15 protein-coding genes are annotated in these 18,448 nt (G+C 63.6%); 7 read left to right on the plus strand and 8 right to left on the minus strand.

Features of this window, described 5'->3' with window-relative positions:
* Nucleotides 1–97 precede the first annotated feature (97 nt).
* Genes A7317_RS10995 through A7317_RS11005 form a run of 3 tightly spaced genes read right to left on the minus strand, consistent with a single transcriptional unit; the run spans nt 98 to nt 3,234 of the window.
* The gene (locus A7317_RS10995) at nt 98–1,201 is read right to left on the minus strand and encodes an acetoin dehydrogenase dihydrolipoyllysine-residue acetyltransferase subunit (protein WP_069075792.1); all 1,104 of its coding nucleotides are present in this window, start codon (nt 1,199–1,201) and stop codon (nt 98–100) included.
* The gene (locus tag A7317_RS11000; RefSeq protein WP_024076037.1) at nt 1,198–2,217 is read right to left on the minus strand and encodes an alpha-ketoacid dehydrogenase subunit beta; all 1,020 of its coding nucleotides are present in this window, start codon (nt 2,215–2,217) and stop codon (nt 1,198–1,200) included. Before A7317_RS11000 ends, A7317_RS10995 begins: the two co-directional genes overlap by 4 nt.
* A gap of 39 nt (nt 2,218–2,256) precedes the next feature.
* Nucleotides 2,257–3,234 carry a thiamine pyrophosphate-dependent dehydrogenase E1 component subunit alpha gene (locus tag A7317_RS11005; RefSeq protein ID WP_024076038.1) on the minus strand — a complete coding sequence of 326 codons (978 nt, stop codon included), beginning with the start codon at nt 3,232–3,234 and terminating at the stop codon, nt 2,257–2,259.
* A 309-nt stretch (nt 3,235–3,543) separates the two neighbouring features.
* On the opposite strand from A7317_RS11005, the gene A7317_RS11010 reads away from it, so the two are divergent.
* The gene (locus A7317_RS11010; protein WP_069075793.1) at nt 3,544–5,403 is read left to right on the plus strand and encodes a sigma-54-dependent Fis family transcriptional regulator; all 1,860 of its coding nucleotides are present in this window, start codon (nt 3,544–3,546) and stop codon (nt 5,401–5,403) included.
* A 56-nt stretch (nt 5,404–5,459) separates the two neighbouring features.
* Here A7317_RS11010 and A7317_RS11015 read toward each other — a convergent pair whose 3' ends face one another.
* Nucleotides 5,460–6,254 carry an acetoin reductase gene (locus A7317_RS11015; RefSeq protein WP_024076040.1) on the minus strand — a complete coding sequence of 265 codons (795 nt, stop codon included), beginning with the start codon at nt 6,252–6,254 and terminating at the stop codon, nt 5,460–5,462.
* Between the two features lie 191 nt (nt 6,255–6,445).
* On the opposite strand from A7317_RS11015, the gene A7317_RS11020 reads away from it, so the two are divergent.
* A complete protein-coding gene (locus tag A7317_RS11020) occupies nt 6,446–8,605 on the plus strand; it encodes a TonB-dependent siderophore receptor (RefSeq protein ID WP_069075794.1) in 2,160 nt (719 codons plus the stop codon).
* Nucleotides 8,606–8,609: 4 nt separating this feature from the next.
* On the opposite strand, the gene A7317_RS11025 is transcribed toward A7317_RS11020, so the two are convergent.
* Together A7317_RS11025 and A7317_RS11030 are read right to left on the minus strand one after the other, a co-directional pair.
* Nucleotides 8,610–9,047 carry a carboxymuconolactone decarboxylase family protein gene (locus A7317_RS11025; RefSeq protein ID WP_024076042.1) on the minus strand — a complete coding sequence of 146 codons (438 nt, stop codon included), beginning with the start codon at nt 9,045–9,047 and terminating at the stop codon, nt 8,610–8,612.
* Between the two features lie 350 nt (nt 9,048–9,397).
* Entirely contained in the window at nt 9,398–9,868 is a 471-nt protein-coding gene (locus tag A7317_RS11030; protein ID WP_069075795.1) for an Lrp/AsnC family transcriptional regulator, read from the minus strand.
* Between the two features lie 123 nt (nt 9,869–9,991).
* Here A7317_RS11030 and A7317_RS11035 point away from each other — a divergent pair, with 123 nt between their 5' ends.
* Together A7317_RS11035 and A7317_RS11040 are read left to right on the plus strand one after the other, a co-directional pair.
* A complete protein-coding gene (locus A7317_RS11035; protein ID WP_024076044.1) occupies nt 9,992–11,236 on the plus strand; it encodes a methionine gamma-lyase in 1,245 nt (414 codons plus the stop codon).
* A 230-nt stretch (nt 11,237–11,466) separates the two neighbouring features.
* Complete coding sequence (locus A7317_RS11040) at nt 11,467–12,141, plus strand: helix-turn-helix transcriptional regulator (RefSeq protein ID WP_081329181.1); 675 nt, start codon at nt 11,467–11,469, stop codon at nt 12,139–12,141.
* Between the two features lie 12 nt (nt 12,142–12,153).
* On the opposite strand, the gene A7317_RS11045 is transcribed toward A7317_RS11040, so the two are convergent.
* Nucleotides 12,154–13,773: a hypothetical protein gene (locus tag A7317_RS11045; RefSeq protein WP_024076046.1), complete on the minus strand. Its 1,620-nt coding sequence runs from the start codon at nt 13,771–13,773 to the stop codon at nt 12,154–12,156.
* 142 nt (nt 13,774–13,915) lie between these two features.
* Between A7317_RS11045 and pvdM the strand changes: the two genes are divergently transcribed.
* Genes pvdM through A7317_RS11060 form a run of 3 tightly spaced genes read left to right on the plus strand, consistent with a single transcriptional unit; the run spans nt 13,916 to nt 17,461 of the window.
* Entirely contained in the window at nt 13,916–15,265 is a 1,350-nt protein-coding gene (pvdM, locus tag A7317_RS11050) for a pyoverdine-tailoring dipeptidase-like protein PvdM (RefSeq protein WP_069075797.1), read from the plus strand.
* Nucleotides 15,266–15,284: 19 nt separating this feature from the next.
* Nucleotides 15,285–16,556 (plus strand): aminotransferase class V-fold PLP-dependent enzyme, encoded by a 1,272-nt coding sequence (locus A7317_RS11055; RefSeq protein WP_069075798.1) that lies wholly within the window; start codon nt 15,285–15,287, stop codon nt 16,554–16,556.
* A 32-nt stretch (nt 16,557–16,588) separates the two neighbouring features.
* Nucleotides 16,589–17,461, plus strand: a complete 873-nt coding sequence (locus A7317_RS11060; RefSeq protein WP_069075799.1) for a formylglycine-generating enzyme family protein — start codon at nt 16,589–16,591, stop codon at nt 17,459–17,461.
* A 130-nt stretch (nt 17,462–17,591) separates the two neighbouring features.
* Here the strand turns inward: A7317_RS11060 and A7317_RS11065 are convergent, their stop codons facing one another.
* Nucleotides 17,592–18,419 (minus strand): N(5)-hydroxyornithine transformylase PvdF, encoded by an 828-nt coding sequence (locus tag A7317_RS11065; RefSeq protein WP_069075800.1) that lies wholly within the window; start codon nt 18,417–18,419, stop codon nt 17,592–17,594.
* Nucleotides 18,420–18,448: the final 29 nt, after the last annotated feature.

Here is an 18,448-nt window from a genome sequence, read left to right on the forward strand (position 1 = left end):
CTCGCCACAACAAGCCCGCTCGCCACAGGGGTTACAGTTCGCTGCGCGACAGCGCTACGTTGAAGAGGTCGTGAGGCCTCCCACATTGGGTTCGCTATCAGGCTTGGGAGTTGAGGAAGGCTGCCATCAACTGGTTCACCCGCTCCGCCGCCTCCAACTGCACCATATGCCCCTGCCCCGGCAATATCTCCACCTGGGCCTCCAGCCCCTGGGCATGGCTGGCCGGGATGATTGCATCGTCATCGCCCCAGATCACCAGGCTCGGCTGCTGCCCCACCACGTTGCGCAGATCCAGGCGCTGCCGCCCGCCATCGAACAGTTGGGCATTGAGTTGGCGTAATGCCTGGTCCACGCCTTCGAGGCGCTTGAACTTGAGCATGTCCTCCAGCATCTGCCGCGTGACCAGTGCCGGGTCGCTGAACAGTTGCACCAACTGCGGCTTGAGCGCGTTGCGGTTATTGGCCTCGGTAAACCCTTGCAGGTAGTCCCCGTTGATCGCTTCACCCAGCCCGGCGCTGGCAATCAGGGTCAGCGAGGCGACCCGCGCCGGCGCTTGCCGCGCCACTGTCAGGCTGACCAACCCACCCATGGAGTGCCCGGCCAGGTGCACGCGGTCGAGTTCAAGGTGATCGAGCAACGCCAGCAGCGCCTGGCTCAACTCGTCGGCGTCGCCATTTTGCAGGGCCTTGCCCGACTCGCCGTGCCCCGGCAGGTCCAGGGCGATCACCCGCCGCTCGGCGGCCAGGGCCGGGTGATTGAACAGCCAGTTGTTCAAGTCGCCGCCAAAGCCATGCACCAGCACCAGCGGCGTGCCGCCCTCGCCGAGGTCGAGGTAGCGCAGCAGGCGCCCGCCCACCTCGACTTTCTGCGCGCGGGGCCCCGAGGCTTCCGCCTCGGCCGCACTGGACACGAACCCGGCCTGGAAGCCTTCGATCACCGCGTCAATCTCGGCTTCCGTGGCCTCGCCCTCCACCACGATCCCGAGCAACGCCCCCACCGGCAAGGTCTCGTCGCTCAGCGCCAGCACCCGGCGCAGCACCCCGCTGAACGGCGCCTCGACACTGCTGGAAATCTTGTCGGTCTCCACATCCAGCACTTCCTCCCCCTTCTCCACCGAGTCGCCGGGTTGTTTCAGCCACACATCAATGCGGCCCTCGGTCATCGACAACCCCCACTTGGGCATGGTCAAGGTATGGATCATGCGGCAGTCCTCTTGTCGGCGATCTTCAGCACAGCCGCCTCGATCTTCGCGGCATTGGGGATGTACAGGTCTTCCAGCGCATCGGAGAACGGCACCGGTGTGTGTGGCGCGGTGACCATTTCGATGGGCGCGCGCAGGAACGAAAACCCGCGCTGTGCAACCAAGGCGCTGATATCGGTGGCGATGGAGCAACGTGGGTTGGATTCGTCGATCACCACCAGGCGCCCGGTTTTCTCCACGCTTTCGAGGATGCTGTCTTCGTCCAGCGGGCTGGTGGTGCGCAGGTCCAAGACTTCGCAGTCGATACCCTGGCGCGCCAGGTTGGCCGCGGCTTCCAGGGCGATATGCACCATGCGCCCGTAGGTCACCAGGGTGACGTCATTGCCTTCGCGTACAAAGTTGGCTTCGCCAAAAGGTACGGTGTACAGCTCTTCCGGCACTTCGCCCTGCAGGCTGTAGAGCATTTTGTGCTCGAGGAAGATCACCGGGTCGTTGTCGCGGATCGCCTGGATCAGCATGCCCTTGGCATCATACGGCGTGGCCGGGCACACCACCTTGAGGCCGGGGATGTGCGTCCACATCGAGGTGAGCATCTGCGAATGCTGGGCCGCGGCGCGCAGGCCGGCGCCGTACATGGCGCGCACCACCAGCGGCGTGGTGGTCTTGCCACCGAACATATAGCGAAACTTGGCGGCCTGGTTGAGCAACTGGTCGAGGCAGCAGCCGATAAAGTCGACGAACATCAATTCGCACACCGGGCGCATGCCGCGGGTCGCCGCGCCGACCGCCATGCCGACGTAGCCGACTTCGGACAATGGCGCATCGAGTACGCGGTCGGGAAACTGCGGGTACAGGCCCTTGGTCACGCCGAGCACGCCCCCCCAGGCATCCTGCTCGCCGGGGGAACCGGTGCCGCCGGAGACGTCCTGGCCGATGATGAACACACTCTGGTCCCGGCGCATTTCCTGGGCCAGGGCTTCGTTGATAGCTTGCTGATAACTGATTTTGCGAGCCATGACGGTCTCTCCACGAATTGTTTTTGTAGTGGGTGGCGATTAGCGGTAAGCCACGTAGACATCGCTGAGCAGGTCGGCGGCCTGGGGCTTGGGATCGGACTTGGCCAGGCGCACGGCGTCTTCGATCAGTTGTGCGACCTCTGCGTCGATGCGCTCGAATTGCGCCGCATCGAGCCAGCCTTCGGCGTTGCAGCGTTGACGAAACAGCGCCAGGCAATCGTGGGATTCGCGCAGGTTCTTGACTTCATCCGGGCCGCGATAGGTTTGCGCATCGCCTTCGAAGTGGCCGTAGAAACGGCTCAGCTTGACCTCCACCAGGGTCGGTCCCTGGCCATTGCGCGCGCGCTCCACGGCCACGCCAAGGGCTGCGTGCACGGCGAAGAAATCATTGCCATCGACAATCACCCCCGGCATGCCAAAGCCCACGGCGCGCTCGGCAATGTCCTTGCACGCCACCGACCAGCCTGAACCGGTGGCTTCGGCATAGCCGTTGTTTTCCGCGACGAACAGGCACGGCAGCTTCATGATCGAGGCCAGGTTCATGGCTTCGAACACCGCCCCCTCGTTGGAGCCGCCGTCGCCGAAAAACGCCACGGCCACACCCTGGCTGCCCTTGAGCTTGGAGGCCAGCGCCGCACCGGCCGCCAACGGCGCACCGGCACCGACAATGCCGTTGGCGCCGAGCATGCCTTTCTCCTGGTCGGCGATGTGCATGGAGCCGCCTTTGCCGCCGCACACGCCGGTTTTCTTGCCATAGATCTCGGCCATCATGCCGAACACATCCACGCCCTTGGCGATGCAATGGCCGTGGCCACGGTGGTTGGAGGCGATGCAATCTTCATCGTTGAGGTGCGCCATCACTCCCGCTGCGCTGGCTTCCTGGCCGGCATACAGGTGCACGAAACCGGGGATCTCGCCGGTGGCGAATTCCACATGCAGGCGTTCTTCGAAATCACGGATGGTGCGCATCACGGTGTAGGCATGCAGCAATTGATCGGTGGACAGGTGAGTGGACATCTTGTTGTTCTCCAGGTTGTCTCGACACACAAAAGGCTGGCAGCGGCCAGCTGCAACCTGCTCAGCACAGCCTGTGCCAAGGCGCGAAAAAACCGCGCAAAGCCTTGATCCAGAGCAGTGCCCCGCGGTTGTGCGGCGACACCCCCGAGCCGCAAAATGAGACGGGCCATTGCAACCTGCCCGCGGTGTCTCAGCCCGAATGAGACGCTGCGTCTCACGCCGGGCAGTTGGTCAGGCCGCCCTTGTCCCTCTGCGCACATGCGCGCTTAATGGCGGGCATAACAACAAAGATCGAGAACCGGAGGCCTTATGCTCGCCGCGAACTCCAAGGACCATGTCGACTGCGTCAGTCGCGTGGTGCGCAATGCCGATCGCCTGCCACAGGCGCCAGTGCCGTCACTCATTTTCGATTCGTGGCGGCGCTCCATGGAACAACACCACCTCGACCCTGGCTCACTGCAAGGCCCGCGCATCCTCAGCGAACCACGCCTCAAGGAATGCCGCGAGCGCGCCGAGCTGTTCATGCGCATCGCCAGCGAGGCCGTCGGTCAGCTGCACCACCGTGTGCGCCAGGCCGACTACTGTGTGATGCTCACCGACGCCCAGGGCCAGACCATCGACCACCGCGTGGACACGGCCATTCGCACCGATTGCCGCAAGGCCGGCCTGTACCTAGGCACCTGCTGGTCGGAAGCCGAGGAAGGCACGTGTGGCGTGGCCACCGTCCTCACCAGCAAGGCGGCGGTCACGGTGCACAAGCGCGATCACTTCCGTGCAGCCTTTATCAGCCTGACCTGCTCCGCCGCGCCGATCTTCGACCCCCAGGGCAACCTGCTGGGGGTGATGGACGCCTCGGCGCTCAAGTCCCCGGATGACCGGCGCAGTCAGCACCTGGTGCGGCAGATGGTGGCGCAGAGCGCCCAGGCCATCGAGAACGCCTTCTTCATGCACAGCGCCCGCCAGCACTGGGTGCTCCAGGCCCACAGCACGCCAGGGTATGTCGACAGCCAGCCCGACCTGTTGCTGGCCTGGGACCAGGACGGCCGCCTGCATGCCCTCAACAGCAAAGCGCGCCAGGCCCTGCGGCTGCGCTTTGGCCAAGTGCCGGAGCATATCGGCGAGGTTTTCGACCTGGACGCCTTGCACGCCGTCACCGATCAATCGACCCAGCAGTTGAACTGGCTCGGCGAACCTGGCGCGTTACATGTGCGGGTCAACCCACCCCGACGCAAACCGGCGCGGGTGGTTGCAAACACCCAGGTCGACCCGCGCGTGGAAGAACACCTGCGCCTGGCTGTGCGCGTGAAGGACCGTAACCTGCCGGTGCTGGTGCAAGGTGAAACCGGTGCGGGCAAGGAGGTTTTCGCCCGCCAGTTGCATGAACGCAGTGCGCGCCGCGAGGGACCGTTCGTGGCAGTGAACTGCGCGGCGATCCCGGAAAACCTGATCGAAAGCGAGCTGTTCGGCTACGTGGCCGGTGCCTTTACCGGCGCCTCCAGCAAAGGCATGCCGGGGTTACTGGTGCAGGCCGATGGCGGCACGCTGTTCCTCGATGAAATTGGCGACATGCCGCTGGCCCTGCAGACCCGCTTGCTGCGGGTCATGGCCGAAGGTGAAGTGGCCCCGCTGGGCGCCGCGAAAACCCGCGCAGTGAATATCCAAGTGATCTGCGCCAGCCACCGTGACCTGGCCGCGCTGGTGAGCGAGGGGCGGTTTCGCGAGGACCTGTACTTTCGCCTGGGTTGTGCGCGCTTCTGCCTGCCGCCCCTGCGCGAACGCAGTGACAAGCTGGCCTTGATCAACCGGCTGGTGACCCAGGAAGCCCGCGGCGGTGGCATCTCGGTGGGCATCGCCCCGGCCGCGCTGGAGTTGCTGCTGGGCTATGCCTGGCCGGGCAATGTGCGGCAACTGCGCCATGTACTGGCGTATGCCTGTGCGGTGTGCGAGGGCGGTACGATCCAGCTGGCGGATTTACCCGTGGAAGTGCGCGGCGAGCGGGCCGAGGCCGATGTGCAAGCCCCTGTCAGCCCGGAGCGCCAGGTGGTGCTGGATGCGTTGATTCGGCATCGCTGGAAGCCATTACCGACGGCGCAGGCATTGGGGATTTCCAGAGCGACACTCTACCGACGCGTCAACCAGTTGGGCATCGACATGCCGGGCAAACACTGAACCTGTGGGAGGGGCTTGCCCCCCTCCCACACCGGACCGATGCAGACCCCGAGGTATCAGCGGTAGACCAGGCCACCATCGATCAACGGGGACTGCCCGGTCATGTAATCCGCATCCGGCCCCGCCAGGTAAGCCACCAGCCCCGCCACATCCTCTGGGGTTTCCGCACGGCCCAGGGCGATGCCGTCCACGTACTTCTTGTAGGTGGCCCCCACCTCGGCACCAGTGATCTCGGCCATGCGCTTGTCGATCTCGACCCACATGTCCGTGCCCACCACACCGGGGCAATATGCGTTGACCGTAATCCCGACGCTGGCCAGTTCCTTGGCTGCCGCCTGGGTCAAGGCGCGCACGGCGAACTTGGTCGCCGAGTACACGCCAAGCAGGGCGAAACCTTCATGCCCAGCAATCGAGCAGGCGTTGATGATCTTGCCCTTCTGCTTGAGCGCCTTGAATTTATTGCCGGCCGCCTGGATGCCCCACAACACCCCCTGCACGTTGATGCCCAGGGTGCGTTCGACCTGTTCCGGGGTCACGTCCAACAGCGAATCGATCTGCGCCACCCCGGCGTTGTTGACGATGATGTCGAAGCCACCCAGGGTCTGGTGCGCGTGCTCCACGGCCGCCACCACCTGCTCGCGCTTGGACACATCAGCGATGAACACCGAAGCCTTGCGCCCCAGGGCCACCACTTCGGCGGCTACCGCTTCAAGCTTGGCGCCATTGATGTCGACCAGGGCGATATCCGCACCGTCCCGTGCCAGGCGCAAGGCGATGGCTCGGCCAATGCCTTGCCCGGCGCCGGTCACCAGCGCAACTTTTCCAGCGATGACTTTTCCAGCAGTACTCATGACGAACTCCTGCAATGATCAGAGAAGCCTCGTCTATCGCAGGTCCGCGCCGCAGCTGTCGAGCCGCGAGTGGATCGACGTGCGGGCTGAGACGCGATGTCTCAGCCCGCGCCTGGCCTGAACGCTTGTAAAACCGCGCCGTTATGCCTAGCTTATGCGCCCCTCGCCCCGCGCTTCTAAGGCCCTGCCCCATGGTTTTGCGTTTTCGCCCCGTCGTCACTTCCCGCTTCGCCCTCGGCTTGCTGCTCAGCGGCGGTATTGGCAACAGCCTGGCGGCGGAGATCGAACTGCCGGCGGTGAACGTCCAGGGCCAGGACGAGTCCGGTTATCGCAGTGAAACTGCCGCCGTCGGCGGCTTCAGTGAAGCGCCGCTGCTGGACACCCCCGCCTCGATCACGGTGATCAACGCCGCGCTGATCAAGGACCAGCAAGCGCGCCTGCTCAGTGAAGTGCTACGCAACGATGCCTCGGTGGGCGACAGCTATGCGCCGATCGGCTATTACGAAAACTTCGTGGTGCGCGGCTTCTCGCTGAATGCCGCGAGCAGCTACAAGATCAACGGGCGCACCATCACCGGCGAACAGAACGTCGCGCTGGAAAACAAGCAGCAGGTGGAAGTGCTCAAGGGCCTGGCCGGTTTGCAGAGCGGGATTTCCGAGCCCAGCGGCGTGATCAACTACGTGACCAAGCGCCCGGAAGACGTACGCTCGGTGACGGTCTCCACCGACGATCGCGGCAGCGGCTATCTCGCCACCGATGTCGGCGGCTGGTTTGGCAGCGAGCAGCAATTGGGCCTGCGCGCCAACGTCGCCCATGAAGACCTCAACTCCTACGTGGAGCACGCCAACGGCCAGCGGGATTTTGTGTCCCTGGCCTTCGACTGGAACATCAGCCCCGACGCCGTGCTGCAGCTGGATGCGGAATACCAGAACAAGCAACAACGCTCGGTGCCGGGCTATCAATTGCTCGGCGGTACGCAAGTGCCCCACGACGCCTCGCCGAAAAAACTGCTGGGCCATCAAACCGGCTCCAAGCAGGTCGGCATCGATTCGTTGAACCTCAACGGCACGTTCGAGTACCGCTTCAGCGACCAGTGGAAAGGCAGTGTCAGCGCGGCGCGCAGCAAAGTGGTGATTGATGACTACAGTTCGTTTGCGTGGGGCTGCTATGGCTCGACCAGTTGCACCTCCAGCGTGCCGAACTACTTCAGCCCCGAAGGCAACTACGACGTCTACGACTACCGCAGCCCCGACGACACCCGCCGTGACGATGAAGTCCAGGCGGCGATGACCGGCATGTTCGACACCGCAGGCATCGGCCATGAACTGACCTTCGGCACCAGCGCATTTCGCCGGGTGATCGACAAGCGTAAGTTCGTCAACGAGTACATCGGCACGACCAATATCGACGAGGATGCGCCGAGCTTCACGCCCACCGACAAACCGTTGAACGCCCGCCATCGCAACCTCGACAGCCGCCAGTACGGCGTGTTCGTCACCGACCGCCTCCGCTTCAATGAGCACTGGCAAACCATCCTCGGCGGTCGCGAAGTGCGCCTGGATGAAAAAGCCTTCGACGACAATGGCGACCCGGCGCGCCATACCCAGCAATACGTGTTCCTGCCCCAGGCGTCGCTGATCTACAAACCGGTGGAAGACATTTCGCTGTACACCACCTACAGCAAGGGCTTGTCCCTGGGCGGCACGGCGCCGTGGTTTGCGACCAACCCGGGCGAAACCCTGGCGCCGACCGTGTCGCGGCAGATCGAAGCCGGGGTGAAATACGACTGGCGCCGCATCAGCTTCGCCGCCGCCGTCTTCCAGACGCGCCAGGCCTACCAGTACGCCAAGCCGGATGACACCGGGGCCTTCACTTATGTGCAACAGGGCGAGCAGAAGAACACTGGCGTGGAATTGTCGGCCAACGGCTGGGCGACCGAGCGCTTGCAGATCGCAACCAGCGTGGCGGCGATTCGTGCACGAGTCAGCGGCAGCGGCACAGCGGCCTACGAAGACCACCAGGCGATCAACGTGCCCAAGCTGCGCGCCAGTGTGTACGCCGATTATGCGTTGCCATGGGTCAATGGCCTGGCGCTGCACGGCGGCGTGCAATACAGCGCCAAGAAGTACGCCAATCGCACCGGCAATGTCGAAGTCGGAGATTACGCGGTGGTCAACGTCGGCAGCCGCTACAGCACCCGCGTCGACGGGTATGAAACCGTGTTTCGCCTGAGCGTCGACAACCTGTTCGACAAGCGCTACTGGCGCGACGCAGGCGAGTACATGGGCGATGACTACCTGTTCCAGGGCGCGCCGCTGACGGCGCGCCTGAGTGCTACGGTGAACTTCTGATCGCTTATTTGGGCATCTTGCGAAAGCCGACGGCCAGGCGGTTCCAGCTGTTGATCGTGGAGATCGCCACGCTCAGGTCGACCTGTTCCTGAGCGCTGAATTCGGCGGCCAGCGCGTTGTAGTCTTCGTCAGGGGCATGGGTCTGGCTGAGCAGGGTCAGGCTTTCGGCCCAGGCCAGGGCGGCGCGTTCACGCGGGGTGAAGAACGGCGTTTCACGCCAGGCCGACAAGGTGTACAGGCGCCGTTCGGTTTCACCGCCCTTGCGCGCATCGGCGGTGTGCATGTCCAGGCAGAATGCGCAGCCGTTGATCTGGGAAACACGCAGGCGCACCAGCTCCAGCAGCGGCAGCTCGATGGACAGTTTGCCGACGGCAGCTTCCAGGGCGCGCATGGCTTTCATGGCGTCCGGGGAGGCGGTGTAGAAATCGGTACGGGTTTGCATGATGGAACTCCAGGGCGGTGAGGATTGATGGCTAGGTTAGTCACCGCCGTGGTCGGGAAAAATATCCAATTGCGCAGAAGATCAGGTGACCAATTGTGGGAGCAGGCCGCCCTTATCAAACATAAATAATTTATTGATTATTAAGGATTAAAATCTCTTCCTAAGTGACCACATTTTTTGTGGCGAGCGGGCTTGCCCCGCGTTGGGCCGCGAAGCGGCCCCTGACAAAGACACCTGCGCGGTGTCAGGTACGCCTCAGTGGCTGGTTGGGGGGCCGCTTCGCGGCCCAACGCGGGGCAAGCCCGCTCGCCACAACAGCCCGCTCGCCCCCCCCCCCCCCCAAAAAAGCACTACCCCGGCAACGGCATCACGCGCAGCGGCCGCACCGATTTGTAGGAAAAGCTCGAGTAAATCTCCTTCACGCAGGGCAGCGTCTGTAACACCTCCCGCGCGAACTCGCCGAATGACTCCAGGTCTTTGGCCACCACCTCCAACAGGAAGTCATAACGCCCCGACACGTTATGACACGCCACGATTTCCGGTATCGCCAACAGCCGCTGCTCGAAGGCGCGGGCGATTTCCTGGGTGTGGCTCTCCATCATGATGCTGACAAACGCCGTTACGCCATAGCCCAGGGCCTTGGGCGACAGGATCGCCTGGTAGCCGCTGATCACCCCGCTCTCTTCCAGGTGTCGGACCCGGCGCCAGCACGGCGAAGTGGTGAGCGCGACGCGGTCGGCCAGTTCGGCCACGGTCAGGCGGGCATTGCCTTGCAATGCGTTTAAAAGGGCTTTGTCGGTGCGGTCCAGACTGACGGGCATAACGTGCCTCTGATCATTATTTTTATGGATGTTTCGTCCCATAACCCGGGATTTATCAGCAAACTTCGCAAAGTTCGGCTGTGGTTATGAGCATAGCATTGTAGGAAATAAGGAGCGCCAGACATGAACAATAAACATCCTGCCTTCGGCTTTTCCACCCGTGCCATCCACCACGGTTACGACCCCCAGGACCACCATGGCGCGCTGGTGCCGCCGATCTACCTGTCTGCAACCTTTGCCTTTCCCACCGCGGAATACGGCGCGGCCTGTTTTGCCGGGGAAGAAAGCGGCCACTTCTACACCCGCATTTCCAACCCGACCCTGGCCTTGCTGGAGTCGCGCATGGCCACCCTGGAAAACGGCGAAGCCGCGATAGCGTTCAGCTCTGGCATGGGCGCGATTGCCGCGACCTTCTGGACCCTGCTGCGCCCCGGCGACGAGGTGATCGTCAGCCAGACCGTGTACGGTTGCACCTACGCCCTGCTGCACCATGGCATCAGCGAGTTCGGTATCAAGGTGCGCCATGTCGACCTCACCGACCTGGCCGCGCTGCAAGCCGCGCTGTCCCCGGCCACGCGCATGATCTACTGCGAAACCCCCGCCAACCCCACCTTGCAACTGGTGGACATCGCCGCCATCGCCGCGCTGGCCCATCAGCAGCCCAACATCACCGTAGTGGTCGACAACACCTACTGCACGCCTTACCTGCAACGCCCCCTGGACCTCGGTGCCGACGTGGTGGTGCATTCGGCAACCAAGTACCTCAGCGGGCATGGCGATATCACTGCCGGCATCGCGGTGAGCAACCAGGCCCTGGCGCATCGTATTCGTCTGCAAGGGCTCAAGGACCTGACCGGCGCGGTCATGTCACCCCAGGACGCGGCGCTGCTGATGCGCGGCCTCAAGACCCTGGCGCTGCGCATGGATCGCCATTGCAGCAACGCCCAGGCCGTGGCCGAGGCCTTGCAGGCGCACCCGGCCGTGGCATGGGTGACTTACCCTGGGTTGCGCTCTTTCCCGCAGTACGAATTGGCGGCCCGGCAAATGCGCCAGTCCGGCGGAATGATTGCCTTCGAACTCAAGGGCGGTATCGACACCGGCCGGCGCTTCATGAACGCGCTTCAGTTGTTCACCCGCGCCGTCAGCCTGGGTGACGCCGAATCCCTGGCCCAGCACCCGGCGAGCATGACCCACTCCACCTACACCCCGGAAGAACGCGCACAGCACGGCATCAGCGAGGGCCTGGTGCGTTTATCGGTAGGCCTGGAGGACGTCGCCGACCTGCTGGCGGACGTTCGGCAGGCCCTGGCCCAGTGCATGCGTATCGCGCCCCGTCACACCCGGACGGCTGAACCGGCACTGAAATAACGCCAACGCCTGGGGTTAAGCGTTCCCACAACGGTGGCCGGCCCAGTCCGACCGCCGTTGAGGCAATTGCATCGCGTTTTCGCGGATTGGATCCCCATGCCGAGCCGGGCCTGTACTAGCATAGGTTTTTCGGCGGGCGGGATTTTCACTGTGGGTTATTCGCATTGGCCAGCACCTTGCCCCCCCCGTCGCGATAAGGCCGAATACCCGCACTTTTCATGGATGAGTTGATGAACGCACACCTGTTCCCCCATATCGGCAAGGTCATCGCCAGCACCGGCAGCCGCCATTTCCCGCGCATGCTGCATGACCTGATCCTCACCCAATTGGCTGTGGACGCCACCCATATCACGCAACTGCAGGTCAGCCCCGAAGGCCATACCCGGCGCAAGATCAGCCCGGTGTACACCGACTCGGTGACCGCCGGCAGCGCCGAACCACCCACCGCCCAACTGCACCTCACGCGGCGCAAGGACGATATGCGCTACGTACTGTCGGTGTACCGCTCGCCCCCGTCAGCGTGTTTTTCCGCTCAGGAACGCAGCCTGCTACAAGACTTCTCCACCTTGCTGCTGCCCATGGTGGAAAAACACATCAACGCCATCCAGCCTTGCCGCACTGTCAGCGACCCGGTCGTAGCGCAAAACCACGGCCTCGACACCCTGCGCCGACGCATCGAAGAACGCCTGGTGCAATCGGGGCTGAACCTGTCCAAGCGCGAGCTGGAAGTGTGCGTCGGCCTGCTGGCCGGGCGCACCGCGCCGGAGCTGGCGGAACAACTGGCGCTGAAGGTCAACACCATCGAGAGCTACCTCAAGCGCGCGTCGGTCAAGCTGGGTATCAGCGGGCGGCATTCGTTGTTGCGGTGGATGTATGCGACGCAGGAAGGGGCGGCCGTGAGTTGAGGGGGCCGCCTCTCAAGCCTTCACCTTCAAATGCCGCGCATACCAGGGCCGCTTCGGCACGCGCTTGAACAACCCCTTCAACATCTCGTCCTCGGCACCGAAGGTAATGCGCAACGCCAGCTTCATGGTCTCCGGATCCATTTCCATTGAGCGTCCCATCTGCAGCCCCGGCGTGGTGCTGCAGCCATGGGTGTCCGGCCCCAGCCAGGGGTCGCCGACCTCGACCCAACGCCCCGCTGCGAACCATGCCACGCCGTTGACTTCAAGCCGGCTGACCTCACCGGGATGGAAGCGTTCATGGGCGCGAAACCAGTCTTCGACGCGGTCGTCGATCCAGCCGTGGAAGTGCCAGAACACCGGGTTCACATGGGAGGAAAACGGATCGCCAAGGAAGTCGTTTTCCGCCGCATACCAGCGTGCAGCAAAGTCCGCGGGGTCACGGGCGAACGGTACCGGGGCGCCGTTGGAGGGGTCGCGGGGCACGGAGGCCCAGCGCATGTGCAGCCAGTCGTGCAGCCCCAGTTCCATTTCGGAGCCGAGTTGGCCCAGGGTCAGTTTGGCCAGGTAGCGTGGGTCGCGGTACTGGGATTCCCACACCTGGAAGTTGCTGTGGTAGGTCTCGGCGGCCTTGATATCGCTGACCCATTGGGTGTAGTCGCCGTCGTCCGGTGCCAGCCAGGTGGGGGGCAAGGCAAAGCCGTCGTGGTTGTCGAAGTAACGCACGAAGCCCAGGCGATCACGCTCCAGGGGCGGTTGCGGTTCGGGGAATTGCGCCCATGAGGGCAGGTGTTGCATCGAGCGCGCGGTACCGAGCATGTGGCGGTGCATGAAGAAGAAGTCGATGCCCGAGCCGTTGCGGTCCTTGAGTGTGCCGCGGGCGTCGCGTTCCTTGCCGCGCGGGCCGGGTTGCCAGCCGATGCCGCGCAGCGCGTCGCGTTTTTCTTCGGAGAGTTTGTGCCATTGGTCACGGGTGGCGTGCCACAGCTGGTGGAACAGCCGGTGCTCCGGTGAAACCAGCCAGGCCAGCAGGGCCGGGTTGAGGCCGATGCGTTCGCGGGCTTCGGGAAACACCTGTTTGTGCGCGACGAAGCGGTTGTCGCGTTCAACCAGCGCGAGGGGCCGGTCCAGGTCGAGGATGTGCCCGCTGAGGGTGCTGCTGCCGGCATTGGCGAAGTTGGCCCAGACTTCGTCCAGGGTCATCTTGAATTCATAGGCCGGTGTGCCGTCGGCGGTGTCGCGGTCGATCAGGCGCCAATAGAGCACGGCGCCCTCGCCCGTGAGCAAATCACCGAGGACGCGATAGCGCGGTTCAGCGTCGGCACGCAGGTTTGCAGCCGTGTCGAGATAGCCGCGCAGGCCACGGCCGCGTGGGGCGATATCCAGCAGCAATTCCAGCCCCTGCAACGGCAGGCCCTTGAGGCCAGCATCGCGGCCTTCCAGGCGCAGGCTCCACACGCCGCGCAGCGTGTTCGCCAGGTGTTGGCCGGCAGTGTCGGCCAGGTCGACGGTGGCTTCGCCGGGCGTGATGGGAAATTCTTCGCGCGTCAACTCGCGATGGGCATAAAAGGCCGCCGGCACGGCTGCGCCGGTCAGCGCCAGGCCTGCGATGAACCCACGTCGAGAGATGGTCATTGTCTACCTTAGGAAACGCCTTTATCAGAGCTAGAACGTTTGCTCACGGGGGAAATTTAGCTTGCCGCCCGCGACGCCTAAATTTGCGCGCTCATGGCTCGTTCTTCCCAGATAGCAAAGGCCTCAACTGACTGAGACGGCAATGACAAAACCACGTTCGAAAAAGGCGCTGTATATCGGCTTGCCGCTGGCATTGGCCATCGGTGCCGGCGCCGGCTTCCTGGCCTGGGATCACTGGTTCAGGGGCAATGCCGGTTACCCGTTGGCGGTGATCAAGCAGGCCAACGACCTGCAGGATCGCTTGCTGTCGTTCGACAGCCATATCACCGTGCCGCTGGATTTCGGCACGGCCGGCAACGAAGCCGACAAGGATGGCGGCGGCCAGTTCGACCTGGCCAAGGCGGCGCGGGGTCGGTTGTCCGGCGCGGCGCTGACGATTTTCGGCTGGCCGGAAATCTGGAACGGCGCCAATGCACCGCACAAACCCACCGAAGGGTTTGTCGAAGAGGCCCGCCACGAGCAGGAAGTGCGCTACAAGATCATCTCCGGCATGGTGCGCGACTTTCCCAATCAGGTCGGCATCGCCTACACCCCGGACGACTTCCGGCGCCTGCATGGCGAGGGCAAGTTCGCGATCTTTATCAGCATGCTCAATGCCTACCCGCTGGGTAATGACCTGAACCAGCTGGACTTATGGGCTGCGCGCGGCATGCGCATGTTTGGCTTCAGCTACATCGGCAATAACGCCTGGTCCGATTCGTCGCGGCCGCTGCCGTTTTTCAATGATTCCACCGATGCCCTCGAAGGCCTGTCGGACATCGGCAAGCAAGCGGTACAGCGCCTCAACGACTTGGGGGTGATCATCGATGTGTCGCAGATGTCGACCCAGGCCCTGGAGCAGGTGGCACAACTGAGCCGCACGCCAATGGTCGCCTCGCACTCGGCGCCGCGGGCGTCAGTGGACATCCCGCGCAACCTCAGCGACAAGGAACTGCAACTGATCAAGAACAGCGGCGGCGTGGTGCAGGTGGTGGGCTTCCCCGCCTATTTGCGCCCGCTGAGCCAGCCAACCCAGGACAAGCTCAACGCCCTGCGCGCTCGTTTCGACCTGCCACCATTGCCCAACCTGGCCATGGCCCTGATGCCAGGTGACGCGATCATTGCGGCATGGCCCGAGCAGAAGTTCGGCCAGTACGCCCAGGGCCTGTACGGCATCCTGGAGGAAGAACCCAAGGCCACGCTCAAGGATTGGGGCGACGCCATTGACTACACCGTGCGCAAGATCGGTATCGATCACGTCGGCATCGCCTCGGACTTCAACGACGGCGGCGGCCTGCAGGGCTGGGAGAACGTCGGCGATGTGCGCAACGTCACCGCCGAACTGATCCAGCGCGGCTACTCCGAAGCCGATATCGCCAAGCTGTGGGGAGGCAACTTCCTGCGGGTGTGGGACCAGGTCCAAAAAGCCGCCAAACCTTTGGCCAACCGCTAACCACCGGTGAAGTAAGTCCATGACCGACCGCCGTACGTTTCTCAAACAGGCCGGGGTAATCGCCGCCAGCCTGCCGCTGGGCGCTGCCATCCTGCCCCAGGCATCGGCCGCCAGCGCGCCGGACAGCCCATGGGCGGACCTCAAGCAACTGTTCGACCAGGATCCGAGCTACCTGCACTTCTCCAACTTCCTGGTGGCGTCACACCCCAGGCCGGTGCGTGAGGCCATCGAACGCTACCGCCGGCAGATCGACCGCAACCCTGGCCTGGCGATGGACTGGGGACGTGAAGAAGCCTGGAAACGCGAAGGCCAGGTGCGCGAGTGGGCCGGCCGTTACTTGAAGGCCAGCCCGCCACAGATCGCCCTCACCGGCAGTACATCCGAAGGGCTGGCGATGATCTATGGCGGGATCAAGGTGCGGCCCGACCAGGAGATCCTCACCACGGTTCACGAGCATTACGCCACGCAGAACTGCCTGGATTTTCGTGTCGCCAAGCAAGGCACCCAGGTGCGCCGCATCCGCCTGTTTGAACAGGCCAGCCAGGTCTCCATCGACGAGGTGCTGGGCAATATCCAGCGCTCGATCCGCCCCAACACCCGCGTACTCGGCATGACCTGGGTGCAGTCCGGCAGCGGCGTGAAGCTGCCCATCGGCGAAATCGGCCAACTGGTCGCAGAACATAATCGCAACCGTGACGATCAGGACCGCATCCTGTATGTGGTCGACGGCGTGCACGGTTTCGGCGTGGAAAACCTCGACTTCCCGGATATGCACTGCGACTTCTTTATCGCCGGCACCCACAAATGGATGTTCGGCCCCCGTGGCACCGGGCTCGTCTGCGCCCGCGACCCGGTGAATAAATACGTCACGCCGATGGTGCCCACGTTCTCCGAAGACAAGGACTTCGCCACGATCATGACGCCCGGCGGCTATCACGCCTTCGAGCATCGCTGGGCGGCGGACGAGGCCTTCAAGCTGCATTTGCAACTGGGCAAGGCGCAGGTGCAGACGCACATCCATGCCCTTAACACCGAACTGAAAACCCAGCTGCTGGCCCTCCCTCAGGTCGAACTGGTCACGCCTCGCAGCCCCGGCTTGTCGGCCGGTTTCACCTTTTTTCGGGTCAAGGGCCAGGACAGCGACGCCGTAGCGGATTACATGATGAACAACCGCGTGGTGATCGATGCGGTGGACCGCGATGTCGGGCCGGTGATCCGCACCGCCCCCGGCTTGCTCAATAACCTCGATGAGATCCAACGCTTCATAAGCCTGCTGAGCCAGCAAGTGTGACGGTGATTTTTCCCTTTGAACGAGAGGCTCCCATGACTCCATTGCGACTCACCCCTTTGACCGCCTTGACGCTGACGGCCCTGTGCACGGCATGGCTGCCCAACCTGGCCCAGGCAGCCACGCCGCAACCCGGAAAAGTGTTCAAGGACTGCAAGGACTGCCCGGAAATGGTGGTATTGCCGGCCGGCACCTTCACCATGGGCACCCCGGCAGATGAAGTCGGCCGCGAGCCGGACGAAGGCCCACTGCATGACGTGACCTTCGCCAAGCCCTTCGCCATGAGCCGCTTCCAGATCACCGCCGGCGAGTGGGACAGCTACGTGCGCCAGACCGGGGTGAAGATCGCCGACGGCGACACCCGCCCCGGCCGCGAATGCATCGCCAGCAAGCCACGCTATCCTCAGGGCCCGCGCCAACCGGCGGTGTGCATGGACATGGACGACATCAAACACTACGTGGCCTGGCTGTCGAAAAAGACCGGGCAGCAGTACCACATGGTCAGCGAGTCCCAACGTGAATATGCCGCGCGCGCAGGCTCGACCGGGCCATTCCCCTTCCCGTTCGACGAGGGCAAGGGCTACAGCATCGCCCAGCACGCCAACACCTACGGCCCGGCGGATGGGTACAGCTATTCGTCGCCGGTGGGCAGCTACCCGCCGAATGCGTTTGGCATGTATGACATGCACGGGAACGTCTATGAGCGGGTGGCCGACTGTTACCACGCGGATTACATCGGCGCGCCCACCGATGGCAGTGCCTGGGTCGAGCCCACGTGCGAGCTGTACCAGATTCGTGGCAATGACTGGGGTGAAGCGCCGGTGTTCTCGCGCTCGGGCAATCGCAACAACATCTACCCGCAGACCCGCGGGGATTGGATCGGCTTCCGCGTCGTGCGCGATCTCTAAGCCCAGCCCCTACCCTGTAGGAGCGAGCGTGCTCGCGAAGAACTCATTGGCACCGCGCTGATCCTGAATACACGCGTTATCGTTGACGTTTTTCGCGAGCAAGCTCGCTCCTACAGGGGATCGCGGCGCTTCAGCCTTTGAGCGCCAGCAACTCCAAACCTTCATGCAACGCCGGGAACAGGCTGTTGTTGAAGTTGTTCCAACGCAGTTCAAGGATGGTGTCGTCCGGCGAGATCTCGGTCTTGAGTACGTCGTGGAATACTTCGCCGGAATCGATGCCATTGTCCACGTAGTGGAACGAGGCGCCGGTCAGGTACAGCGGCTCGCACGGTGTGGTCGCCCTGGTCGCCCAATCCACCACCGCTTGCCCCCGCGCTCCGTACAGCGCATTCCAGGTGGCATAGGCACCACGGCGCTCGTACGGCGACTCGATACGGGTAATGCCCGGGTGGATATTCATGATCCGACGCGCGAACGGCGCACCTGGGCGCACCAGTTCATCGAGAATCACCAGCAAACCATCCAGCACCACGATGTCGGCCTTCAATTCGACCAGCGTGTCATACAGGCGACGTTCGAAATCCTGCTTGCCGGCGATATGCTCGGCACTGCCCCGTGGCAGGCGGCGATAGGTGGACGGCACGCTCAGCAGCAGGTCGTTGACCAGGCGCCCCTGCACCCGCAAGTCCGCGGGGTACAGCCATGGGCGCCCAGGCGTGCAGGCAAAGCCATAGTCGGCGACCAGTTGCTGGTCCCGTGGGTTCTGCTCGTCATCGTCATACACCACGCCCACCAGGTGGTAGGCCTCGCCCAGCGGCGTGTCGTTCAGCGACCCCACCAGAAACTCCAGTACCGACTTCATGTAGCGCTCATGGTCCTTGTAGGCCACCGGCTGCCCGGCCTTGTCGGCGGCAGCATTTCTCAGGGACCAGACATACACCAGGTTCTTCTTCGTCATTGTTTCGCTCTCGCTGAAGGGACCACGCC

Origin of the sequence: Pseudomonas fluorescens (assembly GCF_001708445.1) — a bacterium.
Taxonomy (GTDB): domain Bacteria; phylum Pseudomonadota; class Gammaproteobacteria; order Pseudomonadales; family Pseudomonadaceae; genus Aquipseudomonas; species Aquipseudomonas gorinensis.

Coding starts and splice junctions, on each gene's coding strand:
- A7317_RS10995 (WP_069075792.1), bottom strand. CDS start 1,201: ATGATCCATACCTTGACCATGCCCAAGTGGGGGTTGTCGATGACCGAG.
- A7317_RS11000 (WP_024076037.1), bottom strand. CDS start 2,217: ATGGCTCGCAAAATCAGTTATCAGCAAGCTATCAACGAAGCCCTGGCC.
- A7317_RS11005 (WP_024076038.1), bottom strand. CDS start 3,234: ATGTCCACTCACCTGTCCACCGATCAATTGCTGCATGCCTACACCGTG.
- A7317_RS11010 (WP_069075793.1), top strand. CDS start 3,544: ATGCTCGCCGCGAACTCCAAGGACCATGTCGACTGCGTCAGTCGCGTG.
- A7317_RS11015 (WP_024076040.1), bottom strand. CDS start 6,254: ATGAGTACTGCTGGAAAAGTCATCGCTGGAAAAGTTGCGCTGGTGACC.
- A7317_RS11020 (WP_069075794.1), top strand. CDS start 6,446: ATGGTTTTGCGTTTTCGCCCCGTCGTCACTTCCCGCTTCGCCCTCGGC.
- A7317_RS11025 (WP_024076042.1), bottom strand. CDS start 9,047: ATGCAAACCCGTACCGATTTCTACACCGCCTCCCCGGACGCCATGAAA.
- A7317_RS11030 (WP_069075795.1), bottom strand. CDS start 9,868: ATGCCCGTCAGTCTGGACCGCACCGACAAAGCCCTTTTAAACGCATTG.
- A7317_RS11035 (WP_024076044.1), top strand. CDS start 9,992: ATGAACAATAAACATCCTGCCTTCGGCTTTTCCACCCGTGCCATCCAC.
- A7317_RS11040 (WP_081329181.1), top strand. CDS start 11,467: ATGAACGCACACCTGTTCCCCCATATCGGCAAGGTCATCGCCAGCACC.
- A7317_RS11045 (WP_024076046.1), bottom strand. CDS start 13,773: ATGACCATCTCTCGACGTGGGTTCATCGCAGGCCTGGCGCTGACCGGC.
- pvdM (WP_069075797.1), top strand. CDS start 13,916: ATGACAAAACCACGTTCGAAAAAGGCGCTGTATATCGGCTTGCCGCTG.
- A7317_RS11055 (WP_069075798.1), top strand. CDS start 15,285: ATGACCGACCGCCGTACGTTTCTCAAACAGGCCGGGGTAATCGCCGCC.
- A7317_RS11060 (WP_069075799.1), top strand. CDS start 16,589: ATGACTCCATTGCGACTCACCCCTTTGACCGCCTTGACGCTGACGGCC.
- A7317_RS11065 (WP_069075800.1), bottom strand. CDS start 18,419: ATGACGAAGAAGAACCTGGTGTATGTCTGGTCCCTGAGAAATGCTGCC.